This window comes from Halanaerobium saccharolyticum (assembly GCF_003259895.1).
Lineage (GTDB): Bacteria > Bacillota > Halanaerobiia > Halanaerobiales > Halanaerobiaceae > Halanaerobium > Halanaerobium saccharolyticum_A.
Window position 1 is genome coordinate 1 of the sequence record NZ_QLME01000026.1, and the last position, 14,333, is coordinate 14,333.

The 14,333-nt window shown below is 32.7% G+C and carries 13 protein-coding genes; 6 read left to right on the forward strand and 7 right to left on the reverse strand.

Going from position 1 to position 14,333, the window contains the following annotated elements; genetic code table 11:
- Positions 1 to 1,222 precede the first annotated feature (1,222 nt).
- The 6 genes from gyrA to dnaN form a co-directional block, all read right to left on the reverse strand.
- Positions 1,223 to 3,814, reverse strand: a complete 2,592-nt coding sequence (gyrA, locus tag C7958_RS13030; protein ID WP_111573117.1) for a DNA gyrase subunit A — start codon at positions 3,812 to 3,814, stop codon at positions 1,223 to 1,225.
- A gap of 38 nt (positions 3,815 to 3,852) precedes the next feature.
- Positions 3,853 to 5,775: a DNA topoisomerase (ATP-hydrolyzing) subunit B gene (gene gyrB, locus C7958_RS13035; RefSeq protein WP_111573118.1), complete on the reverse strand. Its 1,923-nt coding sequence runs from the start codon at positions 5,773 to 5,775 to the stop codon at positions 3,853 to 3,855.
- Positions 5,775 to 6,035 carry an extracellular matrix regulator RemB gene (remB, locus tag C7958_RS13040; protein ID WP_111573119.1) on the reverse strand — a complete coding sequence of 87 codons (261 nt, stop codon included), beginning with the start codon at positions 6,033 to 6,035 and terminating at the stop codon, positions 5,775 to 5,777. The genes gyrB and remB overlap by 1 nt, the downstream gene beginning before the upstream one ends.
- Positions 6,036 to 6,039: 4 nt before the next feature.
- A complete protein-coding gene (recF, locus tag C7958_RS13045) occupies positions 6,040 to 7,164 on the reverse strand; it encodes a DNA replication/repair protein RecF (protein ID WP_111573120.1) in 1,125 nt (374 codons plus the stop codon).
- Between the two features lie 3 nt (positions 7,165 to 7,167).
- Positions 7,168 to 7,386: an RNA-binding S4 domain-containing protein gene (locus C7958_RS13050; RefSeq protein ID WP_111573121.1), complete on the reverse strand. Its 219-nt coding sequence runs from the start codon at positions 7,384 to 7,386 to the stop codon at positions 7,168 to 7,170.
- 86 nt (positions 7,387 to 7,472) lie between these two features.
- Positions 7,473 to 8,585 (reverse strand): DNA polymerase III subunit beta, encoded by a 1,113-nt coding sequence (gene dnaN, locus C7958_RS13055; protein WP_111573122.1) that lies wholly within the window; start codon positions 8,583 to 8,585, stop codon positions 7,473 to 7,475.
- A gap of 104 nt (positions 8,586 to 8,689) precedes the next feature.
- On the opposite strand from dnaN, the gene C7958_RS13060 reads away from it, so the two are divergent.
- Positions 8,690 to 8,926, forward strand: a complete 237-nt coding sequence (locus C7958_RS13060; RefSeq protein WP_111573123.1) for a hypothetical protein — start codon at positions 8,690 to 8,692, stop codon at positions 8,924 to 8,926.
- Here C7958_RS13060 and dnaA read toward each other — a convergent pair.
- A complete protein-coding gene (gene dnaA / locus C7958_RS13065) occupies positions 8,900 to 10,300 on the reverse strand; it encodes a chromosomal replication initiator protein DnaA (RefSeq protein ID WP_111573124.1) in 1,401 nt (466 codons plus the stop codon). The genes C7958_RS13060 and dnaA overlap by 27 nt on opposite strands.
- 547 nt (positions 10,301 to 10,847) lie before the next feature.
- Here dnaA and rnpA point away from each other — a divergent pair.
- The 5 genes from rnpA (at position 10,848) to mnmE (ending at position 14,317) form a co-directional block, all read left to right on the forward strand.
- Positions 10,848 to 11,177: a ribonuclease P protein component gene (rnpA, locus tag C7958_RS13070; protein WP_111573125.1), complete on the forward strand. Its 330-nt coding sequence runs from the start codon at positions 10,848 to 10,850 to the stop codon at positions 11,175 to 11,177.
- 92 nt (positions 11,178 to 11,269) lie between these two features.
- Positions 11,270 to 11,479: a membrane protein insertion efficiency factor YidD gene (gene yidD, locus C7958_RS13075; protein ID WP_111573126.1), complete on the forward strand. Its 210-nt coding sequence runs from the start codon at positions 11,270 to 11,272 to the stop codon at positions 11,477 to 11,479.
- Positions 11,480 to 11,493: 14 nt separating this feature from the next.
- Entirely contained in the window at positions 11,494 to 12,141 is a 648-nt protein-coding gene (locus C7958_RS13080) for a YidC/Oxa1 family membrane protein insertase (RefSeq protein WP_111573127.1), read from the forward strand.
- A 5-nt stretch (positions 12,142 to 12,146) separates the two neighbouring features.
- On the forward strand, positions 12,147 to 12,782 hold the full coding sequence (jag, locus tag C7958_RS13085; protein WP_111573128.1) for an RNA-binding cell elongation regulator Jag/EloR: 636 nt from the start codon (positions 12,147 to 12,149) through the stop codon (positions 12,780 to 12,782).
- 140 nt (positions 12,783 to 12,922) lie between these two features.
- On the forward strand, positions 12,923 to 14,317 hold the full coding sequence (gene mnmE / locus C7958_RS13090) for a tRNA uridine-5-carboxymethylaminomethyl(34) synthesis GTPase MnmE (RefSeq protein WP_111573161.1): 1,395 nt from the start codon (positions 12,923 to 12,925) through the stop codon (positions 14,315 to 14,317).
- Positions 14,318 to 14,333: the final 16 nt, after the last annotated feature.

The window sequence follows — 14,333 nt, forward strand, 5'->3', positions numbered from 1 at the left end:
AATTTCTTCTTTTGTTTCTGCCGCATTTTTTATCAGCGACATTTAATATCTTATCAACTGTGCCTCACTTTGTCAAGAACTTTTTAGAAAAACTTTTAAAAATTTTCTCCGCTTCAAAACTCTGCCTTTTCTCTTATATATATAAAGAAGAGAAATTTTCAAGTTTGAAACTCAAGTTCTTTTCAACCTCCAGATTAAGATCAATTTAACTCTCAATTTTTGCTGGAGATTATTTGTGCGACGCTTATTATCTTATCAGTCTCCTTTTGCTTTGTCAAGAACTTTTTAAGATAATTTTGTCGGCCAGAAATCAGTATATCTTTTTCGGCGACAATTAATAGAATACCATCAATAATAACCTGTGTCAAGGAAAATATAAAAAAACTTCCTTCAAGCAGGGAATAATTAAAATTATTCCTGGCTACTATAAAGGAAGTTCTTATTGTCCTTATATTTTTTATTTGTTTTTTTCATATTATTATCAAATTCCTTATTTTTAGTTTTAACCAAAATAGTCAATATAAGAATCTGTTTTTTTATTGTTAGCTTTCTTATTTAACATAAGATCGAATGCAGTTTCTTCCATCTTGACTAATTGATTAGTTAATTCTTTAATCATAATTATCACCTCTTATAAAATTATAAAGTTATCTGTTACTTATTTATTAATTGTTTTAACCAAGATAGTCTATATAGTCATCACTATTATCATTTTTCTTATTGGCTCTAACACCAAATCCAAATGCAGCGATTTCAGCAAATTCATTAACAACTTCTTCAAATTTTCTCATGTTTATCACCTCTTATAATATTATTTAAAATTATAGGTTTGTACTAAAACAGTAATTTAAATCACTATTCTACTAAAAAACTACTTTTTGTGCTTATAACCTCTTGCTTCCATTTCCAGCTCAGCTGCTTCAATAATTAATTTTTTTACTCTTTTTAACATCTTATATCACCTCTTATAATATTATTGGAATTATAGGTCTTATAAATTTTTATTATTATTTTCTTATTGAGTACATTATATCGAATCTAAATTATTATGATGTAAAGTAATTAACAATTATTGAAATTAATTTGAGTATTTCTCTCAACTTTTTAACTCAGTTATATCTTATGATAAATTATTGCTTCTGAATGTAAAATAAATTACACTTTATGAATTTAATTTAAAAACTCCACAAAAATGAAAATTTTGTGGAGTCATTTTTAATAGTTATTCTTTTATATCTTCTTCTGTATCTTCTTCAACTTCATTTTCTTCAGCCAGAGCCTGCTCTTCTTCCCTATCTATTTTTTCAACAATTCTATCAAAGCGAGCTTCAGCTTTTTCTTCTGGGGTTAATTCTTCTTTTTCTTCCTGGTCATCAACTTCTTCTTTTTCTAAGATATCATCATTAATCCTGGCTAAAGATACAACTTTATCATCTTCTCCAACATTAATTATCTTAACTCCCATTGTGTTACGGCCGGTAGTAGATATCTCAGCTGCAGGCACTCTAATGATAATTCCATCCTGAGTTATAACCATCATTTCCAGGCTGTCATCGACAATTCTAGCCCCAGCGAGTTTACCATTTTTCTCAGTAATATTAGCAGTAATTATTCCTTTACCAGCTCTATTCTGGATTCTATATTCCGAAATAGGTGTTCTTTTACCATAACCATTTTCGGTAATTACCAGTAATTCTTCACCAGCTGAATCTACTCCCATATCTATTACCTGATCGTCTTCTGCCAGATTAACTCCTTTAACTCCATATGAATTTCTACCCACAGAGCGAACATCAGACTCATTGAAGTGAATAGCTTTTCCATTACGGGTAATTAAGAAGATATTTTCATCTTCTTCAATAATTCTAACTCCAATTAGTTCATCATTTTCTCTTAAATTAACAGCAATCAGACCTGTATAATTGGTATCATACTCCTCTAAAGCGGTCTTTTTAATTAAACCATTTTTAGTGGCCATAATTAGATAGGCATCCTCTGGAAACTCTTTAACAGGAATTACTGCATTAATTTTTTCATTATCTTCTAATTCCAGTAGATTAACAATTGCAGTACCTCTAGCCTGTCGGCCCGTTTCCGGTATCTGATAACCTTTTAATCTATAAACTCTTCCCTGATTACTAAAAAACAAGAATTTATAGTGGGTAGTGGTTGTAAAGATGTTTTCCACAAAATCTTCTTCTTTGGTACTAATACCAATTACACCCTTACCTCCACGGCGCTGACTGCGGTAAAGATCAAGCGGCATCCGCTTAATATAACCCTGATTAGTCATAGTTACCACAATTTGTTCTTCTTCAATTAAATCTTCTAATTCTAAATCTGTAACTCTATTCATAATTGAAGTTCTGCGCTCATCATTATATTTATCTTTAATTGTCATAATTTCTTCTTCAATAATTTCTAATAACTTTTCTTCATCTGCTAAAATGGATCTGTAATATGTTATTTTTTCCTTTAAATCTTCATATTCAGCTTCTATTTTATCTCTCTCTAATCCAGTCAGGCTCTGCAGTCTCATTCTTAAAATAGCATTTGCCTGGGTTTCAGAAAGCTCATAGTTTTCCATCAGATTAATTCTGGCTGTTTCAACTTCATCAGCATTTTTAATCATTTCTACTATCTCATCAATATTTGCCAGAGCAATTCTATAACCTTCTAAAATATGAGCTCTATCTAGAGCTTTATCCAGATCATACTGGGTTCTGCGTCTGACAACTTCTTTTTGATGTTCTAAGTAATGTTCTAATATTTCTTTTAAGGATAAGACCTTTGGTTCTTTATCTACCAGAGCAATCATGATTACACTAAAGGTAACCTGGAGCCTGGAATGTTTGAATAATTGATTTAAAACTACCTTGGGAGTAGCTTCTCTTTTTAATTCAATTACTATTCTCATTCCATCTCTATCTGATTCATCTCTAATATCAGAAATTGCTTCCAGTTTTTCATCCTTAACCAGCTCTGCTATTCTCTTAATTAAGCGAGCTTTATTTACCTGATAGGGAAGTTCATCTACAATAATCTGTTTTCTATTTATTGATAAATCTTCAACTCTGGTTTTCGCTCTCACAGTTAATTTACCGCGCCCATTTTTATAGGCCTTGTAAATACTGCCTCGACCCATAATTTGACCACCTGTAGGAAAATCGGGACCCTTAATAGTTCCCATTAATTCCTTGGTAGTAATCTCTGGATTATTAATTAATTTTATAACCCCATCAATCACTTCACCTAAATTATGAGGGGGAATACTTGTTGACATTCCAACTGCAATCCCGGAAGTACCGTTAACCAGTAAATTTGGGAATCTGGCTGGTAAAACCTCAGGTTCTTCTAAAGATTCATCAAAGTTAGGGATAAAATCAACCGTTTCTTTATTGATATCAGTCATCATCTCAGAGGCAATTGGAGCCATTCGAGCCTCTGTATAACGCATAGCTGCTGCACTATCTCCATCAATAGAACCAAAGTTACCATGTCCATCTACCAGCATATAGCGATAAGAAAAATCCTGAGCCATTCTGACCATTGTATCATATACTGCTGAATCTCCATGAGGATGATACTTACCAAGTACTTCCCCGACAATACGGGCAGATTTCTTATGTGGTTTAGTATGAGTCATCCCCAGGTCATCCAGGGCATATAAAATTCTTCTGTGCACAGGTTTTAATCCATCTCTAACATCAGGTAAGGCTCTACCTACAATTACACTCATCGAATAATCGAGGTAGGAGGTTCTCATTTCTTTATCTATGTCAATTTTTTTTACTCTTGCTGCTTTTTGATCCAAAATATTTCACCAACCTTTATCTTTTATTAGCTAAAAAATTATACATCGAGATTTTTAACTTCTCGGGCATGTTTTTGAATAAATTCACGTCTGGGAGCTACCTTATCCCCCATCAAAATAGAGAATGTCTCATCAGCCATGATTGCATCTTCTATATCTACCTGGAGTAAAATACGATTTTCTGGATCCATAGTAGTATCCCACAGCTGACTGGGATTCATTTCACCAAGACCCTTATATCTCTGCATAGAAACTCTATCTTTTCCTATCTCCTCCAGCAGCTCTTTCAATGCTTTATCATTATAAACATATTCTTCTCTTCTACCCTTTTTGACCTTATATAAAGGCGGCTGTGCAATATATATATTTCCATTTTCGAGTAAAGGACGCATATATCGATAAAAGAAGGTCAAAAGTAAGGTTCTAATATGAGCTCCATCGACATCTGCATCAGTCATAATTATAATCCGATCATAACGAATATTATTTAGATCAAATTCTTCGCCCACTCCTGTACCTATGGCAGTGATTAAAGCTCTGATCTCATCATTATTTAAAATTTTATTTAAACGTGATTTTTCTACATTTAAAATTTTACCTTTAAGCGGTAAAATAGCCTGGAACTCTCTATCACGTCCCTGTTTAGCAGAACCACCAGCCGAGTCACCCTCAACAATATAGACTTCTGTATCATCAGCTTTTCGACGGGAACAATCTGCAAGTTTACCCGGTAGAGCTGTAGAAGTTAGAGCACTTTTTCTTCTGGTTAAATCTCTGGCTTTACGGGCAGCTTTTCGCGCCTGAGCCGCACTAATTGCTTTCTCAATAATTGCTTTTCCAACCTTTGGATTTTCTTCTAAATATGTTTTCAAAAATGAAGAAACTGCAGAATCAACGAAACCCCGCATTTCACTGTTACCCAGTTTAGTTTTGGTCTGACCTTCAAACTGAGGCTCAGATAATTTAACACTGATAATTGCAATCATACCTTCTCTAATATCTTCACCTTTTAGATTATCATCATCATCTTTTAAAAGATTTTTACTGCGGGCATAATCATTAAAAGTCCGGGTAGTAGCAGATTTAAAACCACTTAAGTGAGTTCCACCCTCTTTGGTATTAATATTATTGGCAAAGGTATAAAGTGAGGTATTATATCCCTGATGATACATAATTGCAACCTCAATTGAACCTTCTGCTTCCTCATCTTCTATGTAAATTGGTTCAGAAAGTAAAGGTTTTTTACTCTGTGCTAAATATTCAACAAAAGAAACCAGTCCACCATCAAAATGAAACTCTTCTGATTCAGGTTCTTCCTGACGGCTATCTGTAATTTTAATTGTTGTTCCTTTATTTAAAAAAGCCAGCTCTTTTAAGCGCTGAGCCAGAATTCTAAATTCAAAATCTATTTCCTCAAAAATTAAAGGATCAGGTTTAAATTCAATTGTAGTACCTGTCTCTTCACTATCACAGCTTCCAATTACCTGTAACTCATGCTGGGGAACCCCTCTTTCATACTTCTGTTTATAAACTTTTCCGTCTTTCCAGGCAATTTCGACTTCCATCCACTCAGTCAGTGCATTTACTACAGAAACACCAACTCCGTGTAAACCACCGGATACTTTATAGCCTTCTCCACCAAATTTACCTCCGGCATGCAGGGTAGTCATTACCACCTCTACTGCAGGTTTATCTACCTTCGGATGAATTTCTACCGGAATTCCACGTCCATTATCCTGAACTTTAACTACATTTCCCGGCTTTATTTCAACAGATATTTCTGTACAATAGCCAGCCATTGCTTCATCAATACTATTATCAACTACCTCATATACTAAATGATGCAGCCCTTCTATACTTGTAGAACCGATGTACATTCCAGGTCTTTTACGAACTGCCTCCAGTCCCTCCAGTACCTGTATATGTTCTGCTTCATAATTACTTCTGTCCTTAATATCCATCAATATCCCCCATTTTCTTCTGTAAATCTATCAACTCTATCTCCAAGTGTCTTAGATGAGATCATTGAAAGATAAATCGTCTCTCCTGTCAACACAAAAGAACGGGGATCTCCCCCCGAATAATCAACAATAAATCCTTCTTCATCAGAAATCTCCAAAAATTCCTCAGTTATCTCAGATGAAGTCGTACTCTCTAAATCACCAATTAATACTACTTCTTTTGATGGAATCATATAACCATCACCAAGATGTAAAAACATATCTCTAATTCACCCTCTTTTTTATTCTCCCCTTTTTGACCTGATAAACATTATAGGAGTTGTTTTTAAGTCCGGATAAATTTTCACCATCTGTTGCTGTAATTATAGTCTGAATTTTATCAGCTATAATATTAATCAATGCTTTTCTTCTTAAACCATCTAATTCCGAAAAAACATCATCTAAGAGCAGAACGGGATATTCTCCGGTCTCTGATTTCATAAATTCCAGTTCTGCCAGTTTTAAGGCTAAAGCAGCAGTTCTCTGCTGTCCCTGAGAACCATATTTACGTAAATCCATCTCATTTACCTTTAAAATAAGATCATCTCGATGGGGACCAATTACAGTATAACCACGGGAAATCTCCTGATCCCGTTTTGCTATCAAACTATCTATAAAAAGTTCTCTTAATTCTGCTTCTCCCAGTTTTTTTGAAAAATTATTTAGAGAAATATCATATTCAAGTTCCAAATTTTCTCTGCCCTCAGTTATTTTACGCTGAGAAAGTCTGGCCAGAATTTTTAATTTATCTATAACTTCTACCCTTTTTAAAATAATTTTGGAACCCACCGCAGCAATCTGTTCATCCCAGACTGAAAGCATCTCTCTGTCAGTTGATTTACCATCTCTAATTGATTTCAATAAATTATTTCTCTGTTTTAATATATGATCATATTTACTTAAAAGATGATTATAATAACGGCTCACCTGGGAAATCTCAAGATCTATAAAATCGCGTCTGTGAGAAGGACCCTCTTTAACTAGCTTTAAATCCTCAGGAGAAAATAAAACTGCATTTAAATATCCCAGCAGTTCTTTTACTTTATCCAGAGGATTATCATTAATTTCAACCTGACGTCCATTTTTTTCTAAACGCATGGCTAACTTTATTTTACCTTCTCTGCGCCTTAAAAGCAACTGAACAAGTGCTTTTTCTTTTTCCCAGCTTATCATTTCCGAAGTAATACTGCTTCGATGGGAATTAGCGGTGGCCATTAAATAAATTGATTCTAAAAAATTTGTTTTACCCTGACCATTGGCACCCAGAAAAATATTTAAATTTGGATTTAAATCAATCATTAACTCTTCAAAATTACGAAAATTTCGGCAGAGAACTCTTTCTAAATACATTAATTATCCCCGACTTACTTTATATTTTTTATCTTCAGCTGTTAAAGAAACAATATCTCCAACTTTTAAAGTCTTTCCTCTCTTTAATTCTATTTCGCCATTAACCTCTACTTCTCCTGCCTGAATTAAATGTTTAGCTTCTCCACCACTCATTACGATATTAGCCCATTTTAAAAATTGATCTAAATTAATTGTATCACTTGTTATATTTACTGCTTCCATTTATAATTTCCTCCTTGATTTACATTAAGTGTACCCTCTGAATAACTATCCACATTTCCACAGACCAATACACTTTTTAAATTCTTTTATGATTGTGACCGAACAGGCATAATTAAATAAATAAACTTATCCCCAGCTTCTGATTCTGATTTTACAACCAGAGGATTTAAAGGCCCAATCATTTCTATATTAATCTCATCATCATCTAAAACTTTCAAAACATCAATAAAATAGCCTGCATCAATATTAATTTTCTGATCAGGACCCTCCAGATCAATCTTTACTTCTTCGTGAGCATAACCAGAACTTCCTTCAGCTGAATTAATTTCCATCAAACCTGCATCTGCAAAAATATTAATTATATTTGCATCAAGTTTGGCAATTAAAGATGCTCTTTTTACCGCTCCCTGCAGCTGTGAAAGTTCAGCCCTAAATTTGCTGTTTGATTCATCCGGAATTACCAGCTCATAATTAGGAAACTTACCTTCTATTAACCTTGATATAACTTCTATACCATTAAATGTAAAACGAACATAATTGCTGTCAACTTCAATATCTACACTGCCTTCATCTTCTAAAAGATTATTTAGTTCCTGCAGTGTACTTCCCGGTAAGATAACAGCTATTTTTTCATCAACATTAGTTTTTAGAGGAGCTTCAATATAGGATAAACGATATGTATTGGTAGAAACCATTTTTACTTTTTCTTTTTCTACTTCAAACAAAGCTCCAGTTAGAGCAGGTTGAGTTTCATCTTTTGAAGTCGAGATTCTTACCTTTTTTATCATTTCTTTAAACTTACTGGCAGGAAAATTAAAATTTGCACTTTCTTCCACCTGAGGTAAATTAGGAAATTCATCCGGATCAAATCCATTGATTTTAAATAGAGAGTTAAGACATTTAATCTGCAGCTGCCATTTATCCTGATTTAGCTCTATTTTTATTTCCTCATCTGGAAGTTCACGAATAATATTTAAAAATTGAGTAGCTGGCATGACAATTGATCCATCTATTTGACCTTCTACTTTTAAGTTATATTTAATACCAAGTTCCAGATCAGTTGATTTTAAAGTTAAAGTGTTTTTTTCTAAGCTTAAAAATATTCCTGTTAAGATAGGTAAGGTTTGATTTTTTGCTACAGCTCTTCTGACTATGTTTAAAGCATTATAAAAAACCTTTTGATTAATTGAAAATTTCAAAGTTGATCCCTCCAAATTAAAAGTTATTAACAAAATCGAAAAACTATAATTATGGTTAATTTATTAATAAAACTAGTAGTAATAGTAGTAGGGGCTGTGAATATGTGGATAAGCCCATCTATACTAATGAGAGCCTGATTTTGCCTGTAGATAATATGTTAGCTGATATGATAAGAGTTATCCACATACTAACAGTTTTAATTTATCAACATTCTATCAACAGCCACCTTGATAATTATCCACAAAAATTGTTGATAGAAAAAAAGACAGAAAAAAGACTTTTAAAAATGAGAAATAGAACAGATTTATTTAGTTTAACCATGTTTAATTGTGTCAATTAATCGTTCTATTTTATTACTAAAATCATCCTCATTTTCTATTTTTTCTTTGATTTTATTATGAGCATGAATTACAGTCGTATGATCCCGGCCTCCAAATTCGTTTCCAATATGAGGAAGAGAAAAATCGGTTAATTCTCTGCTTAAATACATAGCAATCTGCCGGGGAAAAGCTATATTTTGAGTTCGTTTTTTAGATTGCATATCTTCCATTCTTAAATTATAGTCATCTGTTATGATTTTTTTGATTCTTTCTATGTTAACTTCAATTGATTCATTCTTCTTTTTATTAACCAGATCTTTTAGAGCTTCCCGGGCTAAATCAACATCAATCTCCCTGTCCACAAGTGAAGAATAAGCAATTACCTTAACCAGAGCACCCTCTAATTCTCTAATGTTTGATTGAATTTTATTTGCAATATAGATTACTACTTCATTTGGAATAGTTAAATTTTCTATATCTGCTTTTTTTCTTAAAATGGCAATTCTGGTTTCTAAATCTGGTTTTTGAATATCAGTGATTAAACCCCATTCAAAGCGGGAACGGAGCCTTTCTTCTAAAGTTGGAATTTCTTTTGGAGGTCGGTCACTGGATATAATAAGCTGACGATTTGATTCATGTAAGGTATTAAAGGTATGAAAAAATTCTTCCTGGGTTCTTTCTTTACCGGCTAAAAATTGAATATCATCAACCAGTAAAATATCTATATTTCTGTATTTGTCTCTAAAATTAACAGTATTATCATCTTTTATCGCATTTATTAATTCATTAGTAAATGTTTCAGATGAAACATAAACTACCTTATAATCAGGATTATTTTTTAAAATAAAATGAGCTATTGCCTGCATAAGATGAGTTTTACCAAGTCCCACATCTCCATAGATAAAGAGAGGATTGTATGCTTTTGCTGGTGCTTCAGCAACTGCCAGGGATGCTGCATGAGCAAAACGGTTGCTGTTACCTACCACAAAAGTATCAAAAGTATATTTGGGATTAAAACCATTTTGTTCTAACTCTGATTCTTCTATATTATTTTCTTCAACTACTTCAGCTTCCTGATCTTCCTTATTTTCTACATTATTAGTTTTTTTATTTTCTTTAAATTTTTTAACCTCTTTTGGTGTTAAAAGAATTAAAGTCCATTTATTTCCTGTTAGATCTTCTAATATTTCCTCAATTAAATCGGTATACTGACTTTCTATCCATTCCTGAATAAAATTATTGGGTACCTGGAGTACGAGCTGATTTTCAGCGGTGGTCATTACTGCTTTTGTTTCGGAAAACCAGGTATTAAAACTTGGATTTGTAATTTTTTCTTTAATATTTTCTAATGTTTTTTTCCAGATGTGGTCTAATTCTTTTTGCGAGAAAGACATAAAATACCTCCTGTAATTCTAAAAAAATTGTGCTTAAGTTAAAGTTATCCCCAATTAACGGGGATAAATAGGACTTTATCCACAAAATTGTGGACAAGTCAAGATGTTATCCACATAAAGCTAAGTTTAAAGATTACTGTTAAAGCAGTAAAATAACTTTTTGAATTCAAAAAAAGAATAAAAACTTGTTAATAAAAAGAGAAAAGATATCCACAAAGAACAATTGTTATTAACAGTTTGTGGATAAAAAACCAAGTAATTGTGGATAACTACGTGTATTTTTCTGTATTTAAGGGCATTGTTGATTATTTTATAAACAAATTGTTAATATCCTCTTAACTATTAACTCAGTCAAGATTAACTTTTAATTCGAAATAACCATATTAATAATAACAGATTATCAACAAATTATCAACAAAGGCTGAAAAAATTTATCTTGTGGATAAGATTAAATTTGCTTGACTCTACTATCTAAATAGCATATAATTTTAAATGTATGAATTAATAATTGTATTAGTTGTGGATTATTTTAGCTGGAGGTTATTTGGTGGAAAGTCTCAAAAAAAATAAGGAGTTTAAAAAAGTATATGAAAATGGAAAATCATATGCTACTCGAAATCTGGTAATTTACTGTTTGAATTATGAAAAAGGCAAAAAAAATCGCTATGGTTTATCCGTCAGCAAAAAAATTGGAAATGCTGTGGTTAGAAACAAATTAAAAAGAAGATTGAGAGAAATTATTAGAGAGTTTGAGCAAGAAAAAGAATTTAAAGGTTATGATATAATTTTTATTGCCCGAAAGCCGGTTATTCAACTTAATTATCAGCATCTAAAAAAAGATGTAAAAAAGCTGTATAAAAAAATGAATATAATTTGAATTACATAAGAGTTAATAATTTGTTGGCTTTTTTATTATTTTTACATAATTATTAAAATGATTATGAAACTGGTTAAATTAAGGTGATAAAAATGAAAAAAATATTTTTGTTTTTAATTAAAATCTATCAAAAGATTATTTCACCCTGGACTCCAAAAAGCTGCCGTTTTCGTCCCACCTGTTCGGAATATTCAAGGCAGGCAATTCAAAAATATGGGGCTATAAAAGGTGGTTGGTTGGGATTAAAGCGAATTTTGCGCTGTCATCCTTTTAATTCAGGTGGTTATGATCCGGTAGAATAGGAGGAATTTATTAAATGTTTGATTGGTTAATTAATGGAATGGCATATGCTCTAGATTTTATTTACAATATTGTTGGTAATTACGGTCTTGCAATTATTATATTTACCCTGTTGATTAAGCTGGTACTTTATCCTTTAACTGCTAAGCAGACTCGTTCAATGAGAGAAATGCAGGAAATCCAGCCGGAAATGCAGAAAATACAGGAAGAATATAAAGATGATAAAGAAAAGCAGCAGGAAAAAATGATGGAACTTTATCAGGAACATGGTGTTAATCCAGCAGCTGGTTGTCTGCCAATGATTGTTCAGATGGCTATTTTGATTCCTTTATACAGAACCATTTTTGCTTTAGGGGATAAAATGGCAGCTGAGTCCTTTTTGTGGATTGGAACAATAACTAATGGTTCCTTAGCTGAGCCAGATATCGCAATTGTTCTTTTAAATGCACTTGTAATGTTAGGCCAGACTCATATGACCCAGAAAATTTCTGGTGGAGAGGGCAAAAGTAATAAGATGATGTATATGATGCCTCTCTTTATTGTATTTATTGGTTTTTCATTACCATCCGGTGTTTTATTATACTGGTTTACATCAACCTTATTTACTGTAGGTCAGCAGTATTTCTTATCCAAAGAACCTAGCAGAATCAAAGGGGATGCATAATAAAAATGAAAAGCATAAAAGTAGAAGCTAAAAATGTAGAAAAAGCAGTAGAAAAAGCCCTGACTAAACTTGGAATTACCAGAGAAGAAGCAGAAATTAATGTTATTGATAAAGGAAGTAAAGGGTTACTTGGTTTAATTGGTACCAAAGATGCTGTTGTAGAAGTAAAGGAAATTTTTGATCCTGTCAAAAAAGGAAAAGAATTCTTAGAAACACTTTTAAATAAAGCCAAGATTAATGTTGGTGTAGAAATTATGGAAGCAAAAAGTGATGATGAGCAGGTAGTTTATAATTTAACAGGAGAAAAGGAACTTGGTTTAGTAATTGGTCATCGAGGAGAAACTCTTGATGCAATGCAGTACTTAACTTCTATCTATATTAATAAAGAGCTAGAAGAATATTTTAGAGTTCTACTTGATGCAGAAGGTTATAGAGACCGCCGTCAGGAAACTTTAGAAAGACTGGCAGAAAGACTGGCAGCCAAAGCAGAAAGAAAACAGAGAAAAGTTGTTTTAGAACCAATGCCGCCACATGAGAGAAGAATTATTCATATTAAACTCAAAGAAAATAAAAATGTTAAATCATACAGTGAGGGGAAAGAACCCTACCGTAAAGTTATGATAGAACCATTGGATAATTAATAATTATCTAATATATAAAGTAACTGTGCTGGCTTATAGTGCAGTGATCCATTAACAGAAAATAAAAGAAGCAGATGGATTTTATCATTAACCCAGCAGGGATTTCTCTGCTGGGTTATGTTTTAGGAGGTGTTAATAAAATGGATATACTAAAAGAAGATACTATTGCAGCCATTGCAACTCCATTTGGTACAGGTGGAACCGGAAAAATAAGGATCAGCGGACCGCAGGCTTATCAAATTGGAGATAAAATTTTTAGTTCAGTTAAACAAGGGAAAAGGATTTCTGAGCAGGATACTTATACAGCTCATTATGGTCATATCAAGGATCCTGATAGTGATAAAATTATCGATGAAGTAATAGCAATTATGATGAAAAAGCCACATTCTTTTACCGGGGAAAATGTACTGGAATTTGACTGTCATGGTGGAATGACTCCCCTCAGAGCAGTGCTGGATTTAACTTTAAAATATGGAGCTCGCCTGGCAGAGCCCGGTGAATTTTCACAGCGGGCCTTTTTAAATGGTAGAATTGATCTGGCTCAGGCAGAAGCAATTATTGAGATTATAAATTCTAAAACAGAAAAAAGTCTGGATCTGGCTGTTGATCAATTAAATGGTAAGCTTTCGCAGAAAGTTGATCAGATAAAAGAAGAGGCTGTAGAAATACTTGCCCATCTGGAAGCAGCAATAGATTATCCAGAAGATGAAATTGAAGGATTTTCTCCTGCAGATCTGGGAGATAAATTTAATTATATAAAAGAAGAGATAGAAAAGTTATTAAAAAGCAGTAAACAGGGAAAGATATATAAAGAAGGTTTAAAAACCGTTATTGTAGGTAAACCCAATGTGGGCAAATCAAGTCTGTTAAACTATTTTTTAGAAGAAAAACGAGCAATTGTAACTGATGTTCCGGGTACAACTCGGGATGTAATTGAAGAATTCGTTAATTTAAAAGGAATTCCTTTAAAAATAATTGATACTGCTGGAATCAGAGAAACTAAAGATGAAGTAGAAAAAATTGGAGTTGAACGGACCCGAGAATCAGCAGCAAAGGCAGATTTAGTTCTTTTTATGCTGGATATTAATCAGGGAATAACTTCTGTGGACCGAGAAATATATAAATTAATTAAGGATAAGCCGGTGATTATAATTGTCAATAAAACTGACCTGCCGGCAAAAATAGAAAAAGAAAAAATAGAAAAAGAGTTTTTTGAGCACAGTGTGCTCTGGATCTCACTTTTAGAAGAAGAAGGATTAAATGAATTAAAAGCTGATATTTTAGATGAAATTCTGGATGAAGAAATTGATACAGATGCCGAAGCAGTAATTACTCAGAGCAGACATCGGGATGCTTTAGTTAAAGCTGAAGCAGCAATTGAACGAGTAATTGTTTCACATGAAACAAATATGCCCTATGATTTTTTAACCATCGATTTAAAAGACTGTCTTGATGGTCTCGGCAAAATAACAGGAGAAACAGTTGCTGATGATATTCTCGATAGAATATTTAATGATTTTTGTCTTGGAAAATAATTTTTAATATAAGGGA